This is a genomic window from Draconibacterium mangrovi (assembly GCF_010586825.1).
GTDB lineage: Bacteria > Bacteroidota > Bacteroidia > Bacteroidales > Prolixibacteraceae > Draconibacterium > Draconibacterium mangrovi.
The window spans coordinates 144,785-165,953 of sequence record NZ_JAAAGB010000005.1; the positions used below are offsets into that span (position 1 = coordinate 144,785).

The 21,169-nt window shown below is 42.1% G+C and carries 17 protein-coding genes; 13 read left to right on the forward strand and 4 right to left on the reverse strand.

Annotation, left to right across the window (positions count from 1 at the left end; all coding sequences use genetic code 11):
* Nucleotides 1–7 precede the first annotated feature (7 nt).
* Nucleotides 8–718, forward strand: a complete 711-nt coding sequence (locus G4420_RS14190) for a hypothetical protein (protein WP_163324532.1) — start codon at nucleotides 8–10, stop codon at nucleotides 716–718.
* 9 nt (nucleotides 719–727) lie between these two features.
* Here G4420_RS14190 and G4420_RS14195 read toward each other — a convergent pair whose 3' ends face one another.
* Both G4420_RS14195 and G4420_RS14200 read right to left on the reverse strand, forming a co-directional pair.
* A complete protein-coding gene (locus G4420_RS14195) occupies nucleotides 728–1,480 on the reverse strand; it encodes an NUDIX hydrolase (RefSeq protein WP_246241641.1) in 753 nt (250 codons plus the stop codon).
* Between the two features lie 151 nt (nucleotides 1,481–1,631).
* On the reverse strand, nucleotides 1,632–2,504 hold the full coding sequence (locus tag G4420_RS14200; RefSeq protein ID WP_163324534.1) for an AraC family transcriptional regulator: 873 nt from the start codon (nucleotides 2,502–2,504) through the stop codon (nucleotides 1,632–1,634).
* Between the two features lie 133 nt (nucleotides 2,505–2,637).
* Here G4420_RS14200 and G4420_RS14205 point away from each other — a divergent pair, with 133 nt between their 5' ends.
* From G4420_RS14205 to G4420_RS14225, 5 genes are all read left to right on the forward strand, one after another.
* Nucleotides 2,638–3,765 carry an L-rhamnose/proton symporter RhaT gene (locus G4420_RS14205; RefSeq protein WP_163324536.1) on the forward strand — a complete coding sequence of 376 codons (1,128 nt, stop codon included), beginning with the start codon at nucleotides 2,638–2,640 and terminating at the stop codon, nucleotides 3,763–3,765.
* Nucleotides 3,765–4,079 carry an L-rhamnose mutarotase gene (gene rhaM / locus G4420_RS14210; protein WP_163324538.1) on the forward strand — a complete coding sequence of 105 codons (315 nt, stop codon included), beginning with the start codon at nucleotides 3,765–3,767 and terminating at the stop codon, nucleotides 4,077–4,079. Before G4420_RS14205 ends, rhaM begins: the two co-directional genes overlap by 1 nt.
* Nucleotides 4,080–4,097: 18 nt before the next feature.
* The gene (locus G4420_RS14215) at nucleotides 4,098–5,357 is read left to right on the forward strand and encodes an L-rhamnose isomerase (RefSeq protein WP_163324540.1); all 1,260 of its coding nucleotides are present in this window, start codon (nucleotides 4,098–4,100) and stop codon (nucleotides 5,355–5,357) included.
* Nucleotides 5,358–5,426: 69 nt separating this feature from the next.
* Nucleotides 5,427–6,788: an FGGY-family carbohydrate kinase gene (locus G4420_RS14220; protein ID WP_163324542.1), complete on the forward strand. Its 1,362-nt coding sequence runs from the start codon at nucleotides 5,427–5,429 to the stop codon at nucleotides 6,786–6,788.
* Nucleotides 6,789–6,837: 49 nt separating this feature from the next.
* A complete protein-coding gene (locus tag G4420_RS14225) occupies nucleotides 6,838–8,133 on the forward strand; it encodes a class II aldolase/adducin family protein (RefSeq protein ID WP_163324544.1) in 1,296 nt (431 codons plus the stop codon).
* Nucleotides 8,134–8,374: 241 nt separating this feature from the next.
* Here G4420_RS14225 and G4420_RS14230 read toward each other — a convergent pair whose 3' ends face one another.
* Nucleotides 8,375–9,094: a GntR family transcriptional regulator gene (locus tag G4420_RS14230; RefSeq protein WP_163324546.1), complete on the reverse strand. Its 720-nt coding sequence runs from the start codon at nucleotides 9,092–9,094 to the stop codon at nucleotides 8,375–8,377.
* Between the two features lie 194 nt (nucleotides 9,095–9,288).
* Here G4420_RS14230 and G4420_RS14235 point away from each other — a divergent pair, with 194 nt between their 5' ends.
* From G4420_RS14235 to G4420_RS14265, 7 genes are all read left to right on the forward strand, one after another.
* Entirely contained in the window at nucleotides 9,289–10,602 is a 1,314-nt protein-coding gene (locus tag G4420_RS14235; RefSeq protein ID WP_163324548.1) for a dihydrolipoamide acetyltransferase family protein, read from the forward strand.
* A 7-nt stretch (nucleotides 10,603–10,609) separates the two neighbouring features.
* Nucleotides 10,610–11,971 carry a dihydrolipoyl dehydrogenase gene (lpdA, locus tag G4420_RS14240; protein WP_163324550.1) on the forward strand — a complete coding sequence of 454 codons (1,362 nt, stop codon included), beginning with the start codon at nucleotides 10,610–10,612 and terminating at the stop codon, nucleotides 11,969–11,971.
* Nucleotides 11,972–12,024: 53 nt separating this feature from the next.
* Nucleotides 12,025–14,493 carry an alpha-ketoacid dehydrogenase subunit alpha/beta gene (locus G4420_RS14245; protein WP_163324552.1) on the forward strand — a complete coding sequence of 823 codons (2,469 nt, stop codon included), beginning with the start codon at nucleotides 12,025–12,027 and terminating at the stop codon, nucleotides 14,491–14,493.
* 95 nt (nucleotides 14,494–14,588) lie between these two features.
* Nucleotides 14,589–15,806: a PHP domain-containing protein gene (locus G4420_RS14250; protein ID WP_163324554.1), complete on the forward strand. Its 1,218-nt coding sequence runs from the start codon at nucleotides 14,589–14,591 to the stop codon at nucleotides 15,804–15,806.
* A 103-nt stretch (nucleotides 15,807–15,909) separates the two neighbouring features.
* Nucleotides 15,910–17,871 carry an SDR family NAD(P)-dependent oxidoreductase gene (locus G4420_RS14255; RefSeq protein ID WP_163324556.1) on the forward strand — a complete coding sequence of 654 codons (1,962 nt, stop codon included), beginning with the start codon at nucleotides 15,910–15,912 and terminating at the stop codon, nucleotides 17,869–17,871.
* Nucleotides 17,872–18,019: 148 nt separating this feature from the next.
* Nucleotides 18,020–18,226, forward strand: a complete 207-nt coding sequence (locus tag G4420_RS14260; protein WP_163324558.1) for a hypothetical protein — start codon at nucleotides 18,020–18,022, stop codon at nucleotides 18,224–18,226.
* Nucleotides 18,227–18,369: 143 nt separating this feature from the next.
* Nucleotides 18,370–19,644, forward strand: coding sequence for a zinc-binding dehydrogenase (locus G4420_RS14265; protein ID WP_163324560.1), 1,275 nt, complete (start codon nucleotides 18,370–18,372; stop codon nucleotides 19,642–19,644).
* Nucleotides 19,645–19,911: 267 nt separating this feature from the next.
* Here G4420_RS14265 and G4420_RS14270 read toward each other — a convergent pair whose 3' ends face one another.
* A complete protein-coding gene (locus G4420_RS14270; RefSeq protein WP_163324561.1) occupies nucleotides 19,912–21,129 on the reverse strand; it encodes a glycoside hydrolase family 88 protein in 1,218 nt (405 codons plus the stop codon).
* Nucleotides 21,130–21,169 lie beyond the last annotated feature (40 nt).

The window sequence follows — 21,169 nt, forward strand, 5'->3', positions numbered from 1 at the left end:
ACCGGAAATGAAGAAGATTTTTAAACTGGCTTTTACTGATTTTAAGTTGATCTTTCGCGATCCGTCACTGAGATCATTTTTGGTGTTGCCCGTAATTTTGTTTGCGCTAATTATATGGGCAGTGCCTCCGTTGATTGAAAAATATGCGATTCTGGCTCCCTACCTTTCATTGTTTTTAGTGGTTGGTGTTATTGAAGACACTCAGATGTTTAGCTTTATCAGTAGCATGGTGCTTATTGATGAGAAAGAGTCGGATGTGGCAAAAGTTTATGGAGTTGTTCCGCTAAACAAGATGGAATATGTGCTTTCGCGTTTTTTGATACCGTATTTGTTTACAGTTGTTTTAAACCTGGTTTTATTGTCGGTGCAAACTATTTGCGAGGTATCGGTGTTGGCGATACTGCTTATTTCGTTTCTGGCGGCGTTGGTGGTGCCGGTTTATGCATTGGCCATCAATTCGATGGTACAAAACCGCATGCAGGGAATGGTGTATATAAAAGCGTTTAATATGCTGGTGTTGATTCCGGTAGCAGCGTTTTTTGTTCCCGAAAAATTTGTGCATCTGTTTGGTGTTTTTCCAACGCACTGGGTATTTCAGGCAATCGATAAAGCTACACAAAACCTGTCGATAGGTTTATTTACCGTTATTGGTTTTGTATTCTTCCTTTCTTTATTGTGGTGGGTTAGCCGCACTTTTGTTCGGAAACATTTTGTGTAGATATAATGTCTACCAAATGCCACTCAAACCATCCTCAAGTGCTTGTTTGTAGCTCTCACGGTTGAATTCGTAAAGAAACGGTGCTTTATGGGCTCCGCCTGTTTTCCGTTCATTAAGTTTATTCAGGATTTTATACGATAAAATCTTTCGTTGAAAATTTCTACGGTCGAGTTCGCGCCCCAAAATCGTTTCATAAAGTTTTTGTAGTTGCGGCATGGTAAACTTCCGGGGCAGCAATTTTAGTCCAATTGGTTGCTGATTCAGCTGTATGCGCAAGGTTGTCAGTGCTTTGTCGATAATATCCCTGTGATCAATAAACATCTCAACATCGGCAAACGGGCTTATCCATTCACAGGATTCAGAAAGTGCATCGGGCTTAGGATCGACTTTCGAGAATTCAACCAGCGCATAAAATCCAACAGAAATAAAACGCTTTTTGAAAAATTCAAGCACCTCAGGAGGTTCGTTTTTTAAGAATTCGGGATTGGGTTTTTGAGGTTTATCCCTGTCTGGTTGGCTAAAAACATTAAATTGTTTAAGAAAAATATTATTGAGTCCGGTTCGCTCTTTTAAGGTCCGTTCAGCTGCCTGCTCCAGTGTTTCATCGTGTTTTAAAAAACCTCCGGGCAAACTGTATTCCTTTGTGCTCTTCAACCGAAGCATTAATACTTTTAATTCATTGTCGTGAAAACCAAATATTACACAATCCAAAGAGATATGATCGAGTACCTCAGAAACGTTAAGATGAAAATTGTTAGCCAATGTCTGAATATTTTAGAAACTACAAAATAACCGATTTTTTTTGAATCTCAATTCTTTGAGTGAACTTAGTTCTGTTTGCAAGGATGAGCAATGATATTTACGGATTTTTAAAGAAATACCAACATTAAATTTTGAAACGTTTTTTAAATCATTAATTCATGCGTTTGCGAAATTCCGAAGGGTTCATGCCAACTTTCTTTTTAAAGATTAAACTGAAATAATGAATGGTTTGAAAGCCAAGCTCAAGGCTGATCTCTTTAATGCTTTTATCGGTAGAAATCAGCAGTTCTTTGGCACGTATTATACGCAATTGTAAATGATATTGGCCGGGCGAAACACCAGTGTATTTTTTAAACATTTTCCGGAAATACGAATAGCCAACATTGTGCCGACGTGCGAGCTCTTCCAAATCGAATTCCTGAGCCGCATTTTGACGCATTAAAAAACGCACCTCTTCAATTACTTTGGAGATTTGTTTTCCGGAGAATCCTTTTCGTTTTTCGAATGAAATAATGTACCCCAGCAGTTTTACAACCATTCCTGAAGCAATTTGCTGGTAGCCGGGTTGCTCTTTCTCAACCAGATCAAATATTTTTAAATACGAGTCGATAATTTCTTCACGAATGCCACACTGGATAACCGGTTGCTGCGACGAAAACGTTGGGTGTTTAAGAAGCTGGTTGGCAATGTGTCCGTTAAAACCAACATAGTTTTCCAACCATCCTGTTTTTTTTATCGGGCGGTACCGGTGCCATTCATTGGGAAAAATTATAATTAAACTCCCCGGTTTTACCTGAAATTTTCCCGTTGAATTCTCAAATATTCCTGTGCCTTCAGTTATATAATTCAGCTGAAATTCATGAAGAACCCGTCCGTTTTTCCATTCAAAATAATATTCCGACGGATGATCTTTTGTTGGGTATTGGGTATCGGCTTTTATCCGGGCATATCCGGCCACCTTTAAATATAAACCCCAGTCTATATCTTCTTCACTTGTTGTTAGATATTTAAAATACTCGTTCATTGAAATTGTGCCAAAAAATATAAATTATTTGCCACTTTCTGTATTGATGAGCTAAAAAAAGCATAATATTTTTGACCAGACTTTAAAAGATAGAACTTATAACTTTTTTGAAACCAATTAAAAATTAATCAAAATGCAGGCTTTACTTGGAATTATTTTTCATTCGCTTGGGGGTATGGCATCCGGAAGTTGGTACATGCCTTATAACTGGGTGAATAAATGGCGTTGGGAAATCTACTGGATAACAGGAGGAATATTCTCATGGCTAATTATGCCTTACCTGGCTGTTGTTTTAACGATCCCCGACTGGCAGGGAATATTACAATCAGCCGAAGGAAGCGTTATCCGCAATACTTATATAATGGGTTTGCTATGGGGCGTTGGCGGACTAACTTATGGTTTGGCAATTCGTTACCTGGGCATGTCGCTGGGTAATTCTGTTTTGTTAGGTATCACTTCAGTGGTAGGATCGCTCGGATTACCGATTTTACGTAATATTCCGGGTGTTGCCGATTTACTTCCCGATGGACTTTCTTTTTCTGATCTTTTTAGTTCTACTGGTGGACGAATTGTGTTACTGGGTATTGTTATTCTGGTAGTTGGGATTATCCTGAGCGGACGAGCCGGAATTATCAAAGACCGCGATCTGGCGGGTAATAAGGAAGGTGTTAACGAGGAGTTTAAACTGGCAAAAGGACTTATAATAGCTGTTATTTCGGGTGTTTTGAGTGCGTTTTTTAGTTTCGGTATCGATACCGGAAAAGAAATGGCTGAAGTGGCCCGGACGATGGCGGTGGAACAGAGCTATTCTTTTGTAACAGAAAATGGCAGCGGATTTAAATACCTCTTCGAAAACAACATCATATTTTTTGTGATTTTGTGGGGAGGGTTAACAACCAACTTTTTGTGGTCGCTTGCGCTGATCTTGAAAAATAAAACAGGCAGCGATTTTGTCAACAAAAAAACGCCATTATTGCGTAACTATCTTTTCTGTGCACTTGCAGGAACCACCTGGTTTCTTCAGTTCTTTTTTTACGGAATGGGGGAAACCAAAATCGGCAACGGCGCCAGCTCCTGGACGCTCCACATGGCAACTATCATTCTGACTGCCAATTTATGGGGATTTTACCGGAAAGAGTGGCGAAGTGTTTCACGGAAGGCTTTCAATATGATTCTTATCGGAATCGGAACCATTCTTTTATCGGTTATCGTAATAGGAATAGCCAAATGGTTATATCCTGAATTAAATGCCCTGGGATAATGGAACGACTGGCTTTTAAAATGTACCTCAACGAGGGGCAAAAGGAGGAATATAAAAAACGACACGCTGAAATTTGGCCTGAGCTGAAACAATTGCTAAAAGAGGCCGGAATAAGCGAATACTCCATTTTTTTGGATGACGAAACAAACACCTTGTTTGCGTTTCAGAAGGTAATTGGCGACAGTGGTTCGCAGGATTTGGAGCAAACAGAAATTGTACAAAAGTGGTGGGCTTATATGAAAGATATCATGAAATCAAATCCGGATAATTCGCCTGTTTCGATTCCGCTTGAGGAAGTATTTTTTATGGAATAAAACGATTAAGTAAATTATATGAGTGAATTAATCAAAAAAGCTTACGAAATAGCTAAAGAACAATATGTTGCAATTGGCGTAGATACTGATGCTGCCATTGCCAAAATGAGAGATGTAAATATTTCGTTGCATTGCTGGCAAACCGATGATGTTGGTGGCTTTGAAACGGCTGATGGCGAACTTTCAGGTGGAATTCAGGCAACCGGGAATTATCCGGGTAAGGCAACAACCATTGAGCAAATGCGTGCCGACCTTGAAAAAGTACTGGCATTGCTTCCCGGGAAACAGCGCCTGAATCTGCATGCCATTTATGGCGATTTTCAGGGCGAAAAAGTTGATCGCAACGAAATTGAGGTAAAACATTTTCAAAGCTGGATAGATTGGTGTAAAGCACAGGGAATTGGCATGGATTTTAACGCCACTTGCTTCTCGCATGAACGTGCTGCCGATGGTTTTACCTTGTCGAGCAAAAACGAAGAAAACCGTAAGTTCTGGGTAGAGCACGTAAAACGTTGCCGGGCGATTTCAGCTGAAATTGGTAAACAATTGGGTACTCCTTGTATACACAATACCTGGATTCCGGACGGATCGAAAGATGTTCCGGTTGACAGAAACGGGTACCGTACTTTGTTGAAAAAGTCGCTTGACGAAGCTATGGAAACCGAGTACCCGAAAGAACAGATGAAAGATGCTGTGGAGAGTAAATTGTTTGGTATCGGAGTGGAGTCGATGACAGTTGGGTCACACGATTTTTACCTGGGTTATGCCATTAAAAACAATAAATTAATTTGTTTGGATAACGGGCACTTCCACCCAACCGAGCAGGTGGGCGATAAAATTTCGTCTGTGCTTCAGTTTGTTGATGAGGTGTTGTTACATGTAACTCGTCCGGTACGTTGGGATTCTGACCACGTTGTAACATTAAACGAAGACGTTCAGCTGATTGCCTCTGAAATTATGCGCAACGATTTTCTCGATCGTGTAAATGTCGGTTTGGATTTCTTCGATGCATCGATTAACCGTATCGGAGCCTATGTAACCGGAACCCGAGCCGCCATGAAAGCTTTCCTTATTGCAGCATTGGAGCCAACAAAAGATTTGGTTGCAGTTGAAGAAGCCGGTAAGAATTTCGAACGATTGGCGATGTTGGAAGAACTGAAAACAATGCCATTCGGCGCTGTTTGGGATTACTACTGTTTGCAGGAAGGCGTTCCTACAGGTATGGATTATATTGGTGAAATTCAGCAGTACGAAAAAGACGTGCTGTTAAAAAGATAAGTTGAGTTTATAATTTGAATCCTTTTTTGCCTGATAATAAGGTGGAAAAGGATTTTTTTACCTGCAAAAATGACCGAAGTAATAGCAGTTTTCGACATAGGAAAAACCAACAAAAAAATATTGTTGTTCGACAGTAACTTCAAAGTTGTAAAACAACACGAAGAGAAGTTCCCGGTGATATCCGACGATGATGGATTTGAGTGCGACAATATTGATCTGATAACATCATGGATAAGAAAAAGCCTGGAAGAAATTGTCGCCGGTAACGAATACGATTTGAAAGGTGTGAATTTCTCAACTTACGGCGCATCGCTGATGTTTTTAGATGAGAAAGGGCAACGTCTGACACCGGTTTACAACTATTTAAAGGAGATTCCTGAAACGATTGCAGCGGGTCTTTTTGAACAGTATGGTGGGAAAAATGAGTTTTGCCGAAAAACTGCCAGTCCTGCTTTGGGGCTGTTGCTGAATTCCGGAATTCAGATTTTATGGATGAAAGACCAGAAAACAGCGGTTTACGAAAAGGCAAAATCTGTTTTACATTTCCCACAATATTTATCGTACACATTATCAAACGAAATTGTATCGGAACCTACATCGATAGGTTGTCACACCTTTATGTGGGATTTCGATCAAATGAAATACCATCAGTGGATTTCGGATAACGAAATTGCTTTACCGGAGCCAATAAACAACGATGTGGTTTTCCCGGCCGATGTGGCAGGAAAAGAAGTAAAAGTAGGAACCGGTATTCATGATAGTTCGGCATCACTAGTGCCTTATCTAAAAGCCAGTCCGGCTAAATTTATCCTTGTTTCAACCGGAACATGGTGTATCAATATGAATCCATACAACGAGGAGCCTTTAACTGCCAGTGAACTGGAGCAGGACTGCTTGTGTTTCCTTACGCCAAATAAAGAGCAGGTGAAATCTTCGCGTTTGTTCATGGGGCATTTCCACGAAGTTTGGGCCGAAAAACTGGCCAAACATTTCGATGTCGCGCAAGACAGATTTAAAAAAGTGAAAAACGATCAGGAATTGGTTGATGCGCTTTCAAACAAATACGGCGAGGCTTCCGTATATTTCCCCAATGGCAAGGAAAGTTTTGAAGAGGGGCTGAAGGCAGTTGACCTGAGTGTTTTTGCGAATTACGAAGAAGCTTACACCAAGTTGATGATCGATCTTACGGCACTCTGTTTAACCAGTATTAATCTGGCCGTTCCTGAAAATGATGATACCAAGATTCTTTATGTTTCAGGAGGTTTTGCGCGCAACCCGATTTTTATCGAGTTGCTGAAAAAAAGTTTCCCTGCTAAAAAAGTTCTGATTTCAGAAATTGACAACTCCAGTGCATTGGGAGCAGCAATGGTTATTTCCGATACATTGTCGGAAGCCGATGTTGCAAATCTTGATCTTGGGATTCAGGAGTAAGCACAGGACATTTTACCGTACCGACAGCTAACAGTTTAAAATATATAACATGAGAAATTTGAATACGAAATGGATGCATCCGCGCGACCAGATCATCATGATTATTGATAAGATCTACAAAGGAGGGTTGACTACAACTTCCGGCGGTAATATTTCGATAATCGACGACGACGGGGATGTGTGGGTAACACCTTCGGCAATCGACAAAGGAACGCTGCGTGCGACAGATATTATTTGTGTAAAAAAAGACGGAACCATTGATGGGCGTCATAAGCCGTCATCGGAATATCCGTTTCATATTGCAATTTACAAATGTCGTCCGGAGATTAAGGCTGTAATTCATGCGCACCCGCCGGCATTGGTTTCGTTTAGTATTGTTCGTCAAATTCCTGATACCAATGTAATTCCACAGGCAAAACATGTTTGCGGACCAATTGGTTATGCACCATACGCTCTGCCTGGAAGTAATGAACTCGGCGATGTAATTGCTGATGAGTTCGCAAAAGGTGTGAACGCAGTAATTATGGAAAACCACGGAACAGTTGTAGGTGGTGCCGATTTAAGTGATGCCTATCAGCGTTTCGAGACCATGGAATTTTGTGCCCGTACCTTGATTAACGGAAGCACAATTGGTAAACCCAATTATCTGTCGGATGAGCAGATCGATGCATTTGAAAATCAGATTCCAAGGTTGTTGCCGGAGATGACGAAAGTGGAACATCCTTCTGATGAACGAGCCATTCGGGAGCAAATACAGCGTATTGTTTTACGTGCCTGCGATCAGGGAATGATGATCAGTTCATACGGAACAGTATCGGTGCGCTGGAAGGGCGATGATTTCCTGATCACGCCAACAAATGTAGCACGCTGGGATATTCAGCTAAAAGACATTGTGCAGATTAAAGATGGCAAACGTGAGCCCGGAAAAATTCCGAGTCGTTCAACCTGGCTGCACCAGGAGATTTACAAACGCTTCCCACACATCAATTCCATCATTCTTACACAAACGCCTTACCTGATGGCATATAGCGTAACAGGTGAGAAAATCGATGTTCGTACGATTCCTGAGAGTTGGATCTTCCTTCAGGATATTCCAAATGTGCCGTTCGGATCGCATTTTGCAGGCGAAGAAACCATTTTGAATACTTTGGGTGAAAATACACCGGCGGTCATCATTAACAACGATTCAGTATTGGTAACCGGCGATAAACTGCTGGGAACATTCGATAAACTGGAAGTTGCTGAGTTTAGTGCCAAATCACTGACTATGGGCGCTTCACTTGGGAAATTGGTTCCGATCAATCAGGAACAGATAGAGGATTTAAGAAAGAAATTTCTATCCTAACAATATTAAGTAAAAAGGGCTGCGATTGTGGCCCTTTTTCATTTCAAAGTTTCTCTTCTGAAGAACCAAAAGAAGGTTCACGCAGAGAGCGCTAAGTTTTCGCAAAGCACGCAATGCGAATTCTGCAATAGCCTGAGCCTTTGCGAGCTTTGCGCTTCTTATTTCCTTTGCGTGAAACAATGGTAATCTCATTTCATTGCTGTTGTTGATTTACGCGGTAAAATATTTGCCTGTTTGGTTCTTAAAACGTTCCAAAAATAGCGTACTTCTCGCTGTTGCAATACACCTGGCTGTAGAGGAAAAAGCCCTCACGGCTGGTTTCCATCTTGCGGTTAATATGAAGTATCGGATGGCCCTCTTTTACATTCAGGTATTCCTGAATCTTCTTGTCAGCAAGAATGGCCATCAATCGCTGCTCACCACCGGTAACTTCTATGTCATACATCGTGCGCAGTATGTTGAACAGTGATTTGTTCTCCAGGTTTCGGCTGATAAAACGCCGCAGGTTAATGTTGGGCATCATGGTAATATCATAAAAAACCGGCTGCTTGTTCATAATGCGTAGTCGTTCGAAATAAATACAGCCAAATTCTTCTTCGTCATTCAGTAGCGGGTATGCCAGATTCGAAGTGTCCCATTGCCGGATCTCCGGTTTTACAATAATCTCCGTAATAAGGTTTTCCTGTCCCACAGCGCTGGTGGTTCCTGATAGCGACAGAATTCCAACACCCTGCGGAACGCCCATTACAATACTTCCTTTTCCCTGTTTCTTTTTAATGTAACCTTCGTGAACCAGGCGGTCAAGTGCCTTTCGTATAGTGGGGCGTGTCGTCTGATGTACCGCACAAAGTTCGTTTTCTGATGGGAGAATGTCTCCTTTTAAATACACCCCATCTGATATGTGTTTGCGAATGATTTCGTAAACAACTTTGTATTGCGGTAGATTTTTGCTCAGACGCATAATGATTCTTTTTTCTCGAGTGACAAATATAAGCGATTTTCTCTTTAGATGTAAATACAAAATTAAATAAATGTATTTACAAGTTACTTGTAAATGTGTTGAAAAGATTGTAAATTAGGGTTTTAAATAAAAACAAAGAATTAACTTGTAAATACAAGTAGGGTCATATAAGTTTGTCAAAAATTAATAAAATTATGGCTACACCGATAATAATGCCCCGCCAGGGGCAGTCTGTTGAATCCTGCATCTTTACCGAATGGACGAAAGAAGTGGGAGAGGAAGTGAAAAAGGGCGAGGCGCTCTTTGCTTATGAAACTGATAAGGCATCATTCGAGCAGGAAGCTGAGGAAGATGGTGTTTTATTGGCTGTGTTTTGCGAAGAAGGAGATGAGGTTCCTGTTTTGCAAACCATTGGCGTTATTGGCCAGCCTGGCGAAAACATAGATGAGTTTTCTGCCGGAACTGCACCTGCTGCCGCTGCTGAAGTAGAAGAAGAAGTGGAAGAAAAACCTGCTGAGAAAAAAGAAGAGCTTAAGGTTGTTCTGAAAGAAAAGGCTGAAGGTGAAAAAGTGAAAATTTCTCCTCGCGCCAAAAATCTGGCTGAGAAAGAAGCAGTTCCTTACGAATCGATTGAAGGATCAGGTCCTAGTGGACGTGTAATAGAGCGCGATGTGAAAGCGTTTGCAGCATCGCAGCCAAAACTTTCGCCACTGGCAAAAGAAGTTGCCAAAGCCGAAGGTTTGGAAGCCGTAGGTACCGGAAGCGGGTTGGCAGGAACGGTTAAGGCGTCAGACCTTGGAACAAATCCGGTTTATGCCGGTGATTTCGAAATCAAAAAAATGCCGCATATCCGAAAGCTGATTGCCAAAGCAATGCACCAATCGTTGCAGAACTCGGCGCAGTTAACTCACCATTTGGGTGCCGATGCAAGAAGATTATTGGCCCTACGTAAAGAAATTAAAGCCAATGAAGGTGCTCCGAATATTACATTAAACGATATGGTTTGTTTTGCCGTTATCAAAGCGCTGAAACAATTTCCTGATGTAAATGCACATTTCCTTGGAGATAGTGTGAAATATTTCAATAAAGTACATCTAGGTTTGGCCGTTGATACCGACCGAGGTTTGATGGTTCCTGTAATTAAAAATGCAGATGACCTGTCGATTATCGGACTGTCCAATCAGTTTAAAGAAGTTGCCGATGCCTGCCGTACCGGAAGTATCGATCCTGAGCTGCTTTCTTCCGAGGCTGCATCGTTTACGGTTTCAAACCTCGGAAATTATGGCGTTGAAATGTTTACCCCGGTAATTAATCTTCCACAGGTAGCTATTCTGGGTGTAAATACAATTGTGCCGCGACCAAAAGATCTTGGTGATGGCGTTTACGGATTTGTGCCATACATGGGCTTGAGTTTGACTTACGATCACCAGGCGCTTGATGGCGGAATGGCAACACGATTTGTGAAGCAGGTAGCTATTGAAATTGAAAACTTAACCTTTGACTATTAATACCGAAATGAAGTACGATTTAGCAATAATAGGTGCCGGACCGGGCGGATATGTTGCCGCTGAAAGAGCCGGAGCAAAGGGACTGAAAGTGGTTCTTTTCGAGAAGAAAGAACTTGGAGGTGTTTGTTTGAACGAAGGTTGTATTCCTACAAAAACATTGCTTTACGGAGCCAAGATTTACGATAGCGCAAAAAGCGGAAGTAAATACGGTGTGGAAGCGAACGATCTGTCGTTTAGCTTCGATAAAATGATGGCCCGTAAGAATAAAGTGGTAAAGAAATTGGTTGGCGGCGTTGGCTTGAAAATGAAGCAGTTTAACGTGGATGTAGTCAACGACGAAGCAATGATACAAAAGAGAGGTGTCGAAGGTATTGAGATTGAAGCAGGGGGTAAAGCCTATACTGCTGCTAATCTGATGATCTGTACCGGATCTGAAGCTTTTGTGCCCCCAATTCCCGGTGTTCAGGGTAATGAAGAGATTTTGACCAACCGCGAGATTTTGCAATTAAAAGAGCAGCCAAAATCGTTGGTGATCATCGGCGGAGGGGTTATCGGTATGGAGTTCGCCAGTATTTTTAACAGCCTTGGAACGAAGGTTACCATCATTGAAATGCTGGATGAGATACTGACCGGAATGGACAAAGGACAAAGTGCTATGTTGCGTCAGATGTACGCAAAAAAAGGCATCGAGTTCAATCTGTCGTCGAAAGTTACCAAAGTTGACGGAACAAAAGTTACCTACGAAAAAGACGGGAAAGTAACAGAAATTGAAGGTGATAAAATATTGATGAGCGTTGGCCGCAAGCCGGTCATTACAGGTTTTGGTCTTGAGAATTTAGGTGTCGAGTTGTTCAAAGGCGGAATTAAAGTCGATGAAAAAATGCGCACCAATATTCCTAACGTGTATGCAGCAGGCGATGTAACAGGGTTCTCATTGCTGGCACACACTGCCAGCCGCGAAGGCGAAGTGGTAGTAAATAACCTTTTAGGTCGCCCGGATAAAATGCGTTACAATGCCATTCCAGGAGTGGTTTACACCAATCCTGAAATTTCAGGAGTAGGACTTACCGAAGAAACAGCAAAAGCAAAAGGAATCGACTATAAAATAGCTGAACTGCCAATGGCTTACGCCGGACGATTTGTTGCCGAAAATGAAGGTGGCAGCGGATCGTGCAAAGTGTTGGTAGGTGCAAATTATGGCGAAGTACTGGGAGTTCACATGATTGGAAATCCATCGAGTGAAATGATCTACGGAGCCTGCATGGCCATAGAAGCCGAAATGACACTGAAAGAAATGGAAGAAGTGGTATTCCCACATCCAACAGTTTCGGAGATATTTAAAGAAACCATTTTTAGTTTCGGTCATTAAACACCATACTGACAAAGAAGAAAAACAAGTAAAAATTAATAAAACAAAATATTATGCCTAAGTCGCAATTTATTGATCCGGTTGAAGTAAGAAAACCGGGTTCAATTCAATTCAAAGAAATACCTGTAAATCAATACAACAAAAGTATTGAAGAGGAAAAAGCTAACTTTTCGAATGACGAATTCATCAATATCTTCCATGATATGTCGCTGATTCGTGAGTTTGAAACCATGTTGAATCTCATAAAAATCAAAGGAGAGTACGAAGGAATCGAGTACAACCATCCTGGCCCTGCTCACTTGTCAATCGGACAGGAATCGGCAGCTGTTGGTATGGCTTATCATTTGGGAGTTGAGGATTTTATTTTTGGTTCGCACCGTTCTCACGGCGAGATTTTGGCCAAAGGTATGTCGGCTATCCACAAAATGAGCGACGACGAATTGATGGACGTAATGACCAACTTCTTTGATGGTACAATTCTGAATATTGTAAAAGAAGGTCACGAAGGCAACGTAAAATCGTTGGCGCGTCGTTTCCTTATTTACGGAACACTGGCCGAGATTTTTGCCCGTGAAACAGGTTTCAATAAAGGTTTAGGTGGATCGATGCACGCTTTCTTTACACCGTTTGGAGTATATCCGAACAACGCTATTGTTGGTGGTTCGGGCGACATTGCTGTGGGTGCTGCATTATTCAAAAAAGTAAATAAAAAAGATGGTATTGTGGTTGCCAATATTGGTGATGCTTCTATGGCTTGCGGTCCTGTTTGGGAAGGTCTGGCTTTTGCATCGATGGACCAGTTTGAGCAGCTTTGGGAAGGCGCTTACAAAGGTGGTCTGCCAATCATTTTTAATATCATGAATAACCAGTACGGAATGGGTGGACAAACCTGTGGTGAAACTATGGGTTACGACATTGCCGCTCGTATTGGTGCCGGTGTAAACCGCGACAGTATGCACGCCGAGCGTGTTGACGGTTACAATCCGCTGGCAGTTATTGATGCGTACAAACGCAAAATGGAACTGCTGAAAGACAAAAAAGGTCCGGTTCTGCTCGACGTTTTAACTTACCGTTACAGTGGTCACTCACCTTCTGATGCTTCATCGTATCGTAGTAAAGAGGAAGTGGAAGCATGGGAAAAACAGGATTGTATCGCTTCGTATGCGAGCGAGTTGGTTGGAGCAGGAGTTGCAAAAGAAGCAGAGCTTGCTGATATTAAAGCCGACATCGTTGAGTTGATGAAATACGCGATGAAACTGGCTATTGATGAAAAAGTTTCTCCTCACATGGATATGGAAAAATATCCTGAACTGATCGGTGACATGATGTTTTCGAACGAGAGTTTGGATAAAATGGAAGACCGCGAAGTTGAGGTAAATCACCCAATGGAAGAAAATCCACGTGTACAGCAGCTGGCTAAAAAGGAGCGTTTTGCTTTTGATGCCAACGGAAAACCATTCTCAAAAATAAAACAATACCAATTGCGCGACGGTATTTTCGAAGCTGTAGTTGATCGTTTTTACAAAGATCCAACATTGGTAGCTTACGGTGAAGAAAACCGCGATTGGGGTGGTGCATTTGCCGTTTACCGCGGACTAACTGAAGCTCTTCCGTACAATCGTTTATTTAACTCGCCAATTTCAGAGGCGTCGATTATTGGTACTGCCATTGGTTATGCCATGTGTGGCGGACGCGTAATTCCTGAAATTATGTATTGCGACTTCCTCGGACGTTGTGGTGATGAGGTTTTCAACCAGATGCCGAAGTGGCAGGCCATGTCGGGTAACGTAATTAAAATGCCGGTGGTAGTTCGCGTTTCTGTAGGATCTAAATACGGTGCACAGCACTCGCAGGACTGGACTTCGCTGGTAGCGCATATTCCGGGATTGAAAGTGGTATTCCCTGTAACTCCGTACGATGCCAAAGGATTAATGAACACTGCATTACAGGGAACCGATCCTGTGATTTTCTTCGAAAGTCAGCGTATTTACGACATTGGCGAGCAATTCCACGAAGGCGGAGTGCCGGAAGGATATTACGAAATCCCGTTTGGCGAGCCGGATGTAAAACGCGAAGGAAAAGACATTACAATTCTTACCATTGGTGCAACATTGTACCGCGCTCTTGAAGCTGCTGATAAATTGAAAGAAGAATACGGAATGGAAGCAGAAGTTATCGACTCCCGTTCGCTTGTTCCTTTCAATTACGAAAAAGTGTTGGAGTCGGTGAAAAAGACCGGACGAATTATCATCTCGGGCGATGCCAACTCACGTGGTTCATTCCTGAATGATTTGGCAAGAAATATTACCGAACTGGCATTCGACGAATTGGATGCACCGCCTGTAGTTGTTGGTTCGCGTAACTGGATCACGCCGGCGTACGAACTGGAAGAGTATTTCTTCCCACAAGTTGACTGGTTCCTGGATGCGATTCACGAAAAAATCGTTCCATTGAAAGGTCATGTTGTGAAAAACAACTATACAAACGCCGAGCAAATCCGCAGAAATAAGTTAGGTATATAATCTTGGTTAGTTGAAAAGCATAGTGTGAAAAAGTTTTGGTAGGAAAGGATTTTTTATATTCACACTTGCTTTTTAACCAATAACTGATAACTGATATGAATTTTCTAAAAGAATACCCGGATATTGAAACATTAATGCGAATTGGAGGCGATGTTAGCGTTCCTCATGTTAATGGTCACATCCATACACCATACTCATTTAGCTCTTTCGATAATATTGCGCAGATTTTTGATCTGGCAAAAGACGAAGAGGTTGATGTGTTGGGGATTAACGACTTTTTTGTTTCCGACGGTTATAACGAATTTTATAATTACGCGGTAAAATACGGCGTATTTCCGTTGTTTAATGTTGAGTTTATCGGGCTGATTCCGGAGCTTCAACGCCGCAACGTTACCATCAATGATCCAAATAATCCGGGGCGCATTTATTTCAGCGGTAAAGGGCTGAATTATCCTTACCGCGTTTCGGAAGAAAGCAAAAAGTTTTTGGATGATTTGATTGCTGAAAGCCAGAAACAAGTGGCGAAGATGATTGAAAAGGTGAACTATCTTTTGCAATCGATCTACCCGGAAATGAGCCTGACTTACGATGACATAAAATCGAAATACGCCAAAGAATTGGTGCGAGAAAGGCACATTGCCAAAGCTGTTCGTATTTTGGTGGAAGAGAACTATCCGAAAAAGTCGGGCAAAATGATGTTCTACACCGAACTTTTTGATGTGGAGCCCAAGTCGAATCCTGACGATATTCCTGCAATTGAAAACGAAATCCGCGGGAAATTGCTGAAAGCAGGGGGTACGGCATTTGTTCCTGAATCACCTGCATCATTCCCGCCGGTGGAGCGCATAAGCGAGTATATTTTGGATGCTGGTGGAATTCCCTGTTATCCGGTTTTGCTTGATGACAGAAAAGGTAATCTGATCACTTATTTCGAACGTGACTGGGAATTTATGGATGAGCAATTAAAGGCCATGAACGTGCACATGATCGAACTGATTCCGTCGCGGAATTCAGTACAGAAACTGCGAGAGTTCATTAAATATTTCAGCAAAAAAGGATATGTAATTTCTCTGGGATCGGAACACAATACACCGGGAGTTTTCCCTCTCGAAGTGAAAGTTGACGGAGAAGATACTCTGCCCGAAGATTTGAAAAAAGTATCGTACAACGGAGCTTGTGTTATCGCAGCCCATCAATACCTAAAAACCCATGGCGAAGAAGGATTTGTTTTGGCAAACGGCGATCGTACTGAGCGTTCCGTTACCGATCTTATCACCCTGGGTAACGCGGTTATAAAAGAAATGATCGCATAAAAAAATTCACGCAGAGAGCGCAGCTATTCGCAGAGAAATAGAAGAAGAAAATCTGCGCTGATCTGCGAAATCTGCGAGCAAAATTCAAAGCGAAAAAGAAAAAATGGAAGGATTAGAAAATCTTATTAAGATATCGCAATTCTATGGCAAAAATCCGGAGATGGTGATTGCCGGAGGTGGAAACACCTCGTACAAAAACGACGAAAATATTTGGGTGAAAGCCAGTGGTCATGCATTGGCCACAATTACCGAAGATGGTTTTGCAAAGCTCGATCGCAAAAAGCTTGGGCTGATCTCAGAAAAAACATACAGCGCTGATCTGTTTGAGCGCGAACGCCAGATTAAAGACGACCTGATGGAAGCTACCATCACAAAAGACCGCCGTCCGTCGGTAGAAACATCCATGCACGATGCCATTGAATATGCTTATGTGGTGCATCTGCATCCAACAAAAGTAAATGGTTTGATGTGTGGCAACGAGGTTGAAAAATATCTCGGTGAGTTGTTTGGCAACCAGGTGGTTTATATTCCATACATCGATCCGGGTTATGTACTGTTTAAAGAGGTTGAAAAGCAATTGGCCAAATTCAACGCAGAAAAAGGGAAAGCTGCGCAGATCATCTTTTTACAAAACCACGGAATTTTTGTGGCCGCCGATTCTATCGATGAGATTGAAACGATTTACAACGAAGTATTTGCAAAACTGAACGGTGCGTTGAAAGAGGAATTGTCGGCAGAAACACTTCCAATTCGCGATGATATTGCTGAATTTGTTCCTGCTATTCGAATGATGGTTTCTGAAGAGGAAATCAAGACGCTGAAGCTTCGTAACAATGCAGTAATTGCACAATTCGCAAAAGATGCACAAGCATTTGAAAAGGTGGCCAGGCCATTTACGCCTGACCTGATCGTTTACTGCAAATCGAAATATGTATTTATTGAGCAAACCGAAAACGTTGAATACCTGTTGAAAGAGGCCAAAGAAAAGATCGCGGCTTTTATTTCAGCAAACGGCTTTGCACCAAAAGTAATTTTGCTGAAAGGAATTGGTTTGTTGGCTGTTGGCGATCATGCGGCACAGTGCAACACTATTTTGGATGTGTTTGAAGATGCGATGAAGATCAGCGCTTATTCGGAGTCGTTCGGCGGTCAGCATTTTATGACGCCTGAACAAATTGCATTTATCGATACCTGGGAGGTGGAGAATTACCGCCGTAAAATTGCTGCCGGAACATCTGTTGGCCGCGTTCAGAATAAAACCATAATTGTAACAGGAGCTGCCATGGGATTTGGCGAAGGTATTGCCCGCCATTTAACCGAAGAAGGTGCCAATATTGTTGTTGCTGATATTAACGAAGAGGTTGGAAATAAAACGGCTGCCGAACTGGCTGCCATGAAAGGCAACAACAGGGCGATTTTTGTAAAAACCAATGTGGCCGATATGGATAGCCTGGCCAATTTGATGAAGGAAACCGTTGCTACTTTTGGTGGTTTGGATGTGTTTGTAAGCAATGCAGGCGTGTTACGTGCGGGTGGTCTGGATGAAATGACTCCGGAGAATTTCGAGTTTGTTACCAAAATCAACTACAACGCTTATTTCTATTGTACAAAAGTAGCCTCTAAAATATTGAAACTTCAAAATGCTTTTAAACCGGATTATTACTCTGATATCATTCAAATCAACTCAAAATCGGGCTTAAAAGGAAGCAAGAAGAATTTCGCCTATGCCGGTGGTAAATTCGGTGGAATCGGGCTTACTCAGTCGTTTGCATTGGAACTGGCACCCGAAAAAATTAAGGTGAATTCGGTTTGTCCGGGTAACTTTTACGAAGGTCCGCTGTGGAGCGATCCTGAAAACGGATTGTTTATTCAGTACCTGAATGCAGGGAAAGTGCCGGGTGCAAAAACAATCGACGATGTGAAGCAGTTTTATTTAGACCAGGTGCCACTTGGAAAAGGATGTTCGCCAAAAGACGTGGTGAAAGGAATTTTATACCTGATCGACCAGGAGAATGAAACCGGACAGGCGCTGCCAATCTCGGGTGGACAGTCGATGTTACACTAGGAATTGAAGGCAAAAGTAGAAGGAGTGACCCGTGTGAAATTGTCCGGGAAACCTTAAGGAATGCATGGAGAGCCGTTAAAAACGCATGAGGAACGACAAGGAATGAACGGGAAACGTTAAGGAGCTCATGGGGAACGTTAAGGAATGAATGGAGAACGTTAAGGAGCCCATGAGGAACGTTAAGGAACTCATGAGGAACGACAAGGAATGCACGGTGAACGTTAAGGAACCCATGAGGAACGTTAAGGAACCCATGAGGAACGTTAAGGAACGAACGGGAAACGTTAAGGAACGCATGGAAAACATAAGGATTTCCGGCAAGCCGGTAAAAATAACCGTTAATAAAGCAAAGTAGTAAAAAAGCAGAGGAACAAAAATTGGAAAGGATTATTGATAAGTGATGAAAAAGCTTCGAGCCACGAGCTACGAGTTTCGAGATAGGAGCTTCAATCTGCATCAATCTAATTCAACCTTTTCAATCTGAAAATATAAAAGAAAATGAAAACAAAAGCAGTTCGATTATACGGTAAAAAAGACCTTCGGGTAGAGGAATTTGAATTACCTGAAATAAGTGATGATGAGATTTTGGCCAAGGTGGTAACCGACAGTTTGTGTATGTCGAGTTACAAAGCTGCCAACCAGGCGAGCGATCACAAACGTATTCCGGATGATATTGCTGAAAATCCGATTATGATTGGGCACGAGTTTGCCGGAGAGATTGTTGAAGTAGGAGCCAACTGGCAGGATAAATTTACGGCAGGACAAAAATTTTCCATTCAACCGGCAATTTATTACGAAGATGGGCCGGTGGGCGTATTGAGTGCTCCGGGTTATTCGTACAAATACATTGGCGGTGATGCCACTTACGTGATCATTCCAAAAGATGTGCTGGTGCAGGATTGTTTGCTGGCCTATGAAGGACCTGGTTATTACCCTGCGTCGCTGGCTGAACCCTTAAGCTGTGTTATTGGTGCAATGCATGCCAATTACCACACCACTGCCGGAAGCTACGTGCACAAAATGGAAATTGTTGACGGTGGTAAAATGGCCATTCTTGCCGGTGTTGGTCCAATGGGACTGGCAGCTATCAATTACGTTTTGCGCCGCGAAGATAGAAAACCATCATTGATGGTGGTTACCGATATCGACCAGACAAGGCTTGACCGTGCAGCTGAGCTCTACACCGTTGAGTTCGCGAAAGAGCGCGGAATCGAATTGAAATACATCAATACTGCAGAAATGGCTGATCCGGTAACCGGATTAAAAGAATTAACCGGTGGTAAAGGTTACGACGATGTATTTGTTTTTGCTCCGGTTGCTCCGGTAGTAGAGCAGGGCGATGCAATTCTTGGTTTCGATGGTTGTCTTAACTTTTTCGCCGGCCCATCGAACACCGAATTCACGGCAAAAATGAATTTCTATAACGTACATTACGCTTACACACATATTGTTGGAACATCAGGCGGTAACACCGATGACATGAAAGAAGCGCTGGAAATTATGACTGCAGGACTGGATCCGGCAGGATTGGTAACCCACATTGGTGGTTTAAATGCAGTACCTGAAGCAACTTTGAATCTTCCAAATATTCCTGGTGGTAAGAAATTGATTTATACACATTTTGATTTTCCGCTTACAGCAATTGCTGAATTTGAAGAGAAAGGGAAAGAAAATCCGGTGTATGCCGAGCTGGATAAGCTTTGCAAAAAGTACATGGGATTGTGGAATGTGGAAGCAGAAGCCTTTTTATTGGAAAATGGCGATAAACTCTAGTGTCGAATCAAGTATAAAGTGTTGTTTAAGCCGTCGTAATTTTTTGTGTTTTGTGAACTTAGAAAAAGTAAGCATAGCCAAAGCTACGTGAGTCTTTTTATAACAAAACAAAACCGAAAAAGTACAAGGATTGGGACGATAGATTATACTTGATTTGATACTCGAATTTAATCGAAGATTGGTGTGTTGACGTCAATCGGGTGTTAGATATAAACTTGAAAATAAACGTAAACGACAGCAGCGAGGTTCTCTTGCTGCTGTTTGTTTTTATTTCAACTTCCCTTCTTTTATTAACTCTTTAGCACGCATTAAAGCTTCAACAAAATAATAATCAGCGTAGCTTAACGGAACGTCAACCTCGCTTTTGTTAGGCATGTGTCCAACGCTGTGTTTTAGAATGAAGTTTGCATTTTCTCCGGGTTTGGCTAGATACTTATCAGAACTTAAACTGCGAAGCTGAGTTTTGGCAATGTTGAGATACGTTTCTGCTTTTTCTGGCGAAACATAAGCGCTTAATTCAAGTAGAGCAGTACACATAATTGCTCCTGCTGAAGCATCGCGCAAAGCATTGGGAATATCCGGTGCATTAAAATCCCAGTAAGGAATTTTATCTTCCGGCAGATTGGGGTGATTGATGATAAAATCGGCAATATGTTCAGCCTGCTCTAAATAAGCTTTATCGCCTGTTTCGCGGTACATCATAGTGTAACCGTAAAGTCCCCATGCCTGACCGCGTGCCCATGCTGAATCATCAGAATATCCCTGCGAAGTGTTTTTCTTCTCTACAGCACCGGTAATGGTGTCGTACGAAATTACATGGTAGCTGCTGTAATCGTCACGAAAGTGGTTTTCCATGGTGGTGTTGGCGTGTGTGCGTGCCACGTAGCTAAATGTAGTGTCGTTAAAGGTTTTGACGCTCCATTCCAGCAATTCCAGGTTCATCATGTTATCGATAATAACCGGGTATTGCCATTGTGCACTCCAGCTGGCATAATCCCAAGAGCGGATGCAACCAATAGTTGGGTTAAAACGTGTGATCAACGATTTTGATGCATTATGGATCACTTCTATGTATTCCGGATTTCCGGTGATGCGATACCCATTTCCAAAGCTGCAAAAGATCATAAAGCCAACATCGTGATTGTCTGTTGTGTATTGCTGGTCTTCAACACGCAGAGTGAAGTTTTCTGCCCAATGTTTTAATGAGTCGGACGGAGAATTTTCATACAAATACCACAATACACCGGGGAAAAATCCGCTAACCCACCAATCCGAATTACAGGTAACCAACTTGCCGTTTTTGTCAATCGTTTGCGGAAGTTTATCCGGTTGATCTTTTAATGATTCAGCCATTAGTAAACTTTGTTGTGTGGCAAGCTCCAATGATTGGTCGATTACTGAAATCAATGATTGACTGTTGCTGTCGGGTGTTTTGCAGCTGAAAAACAGGATTAGAATGACGAAGAAGAAAGTGGCTTTTAACATGATGAATTGTTTTGGACAAATAACATTGACACGTATAAAA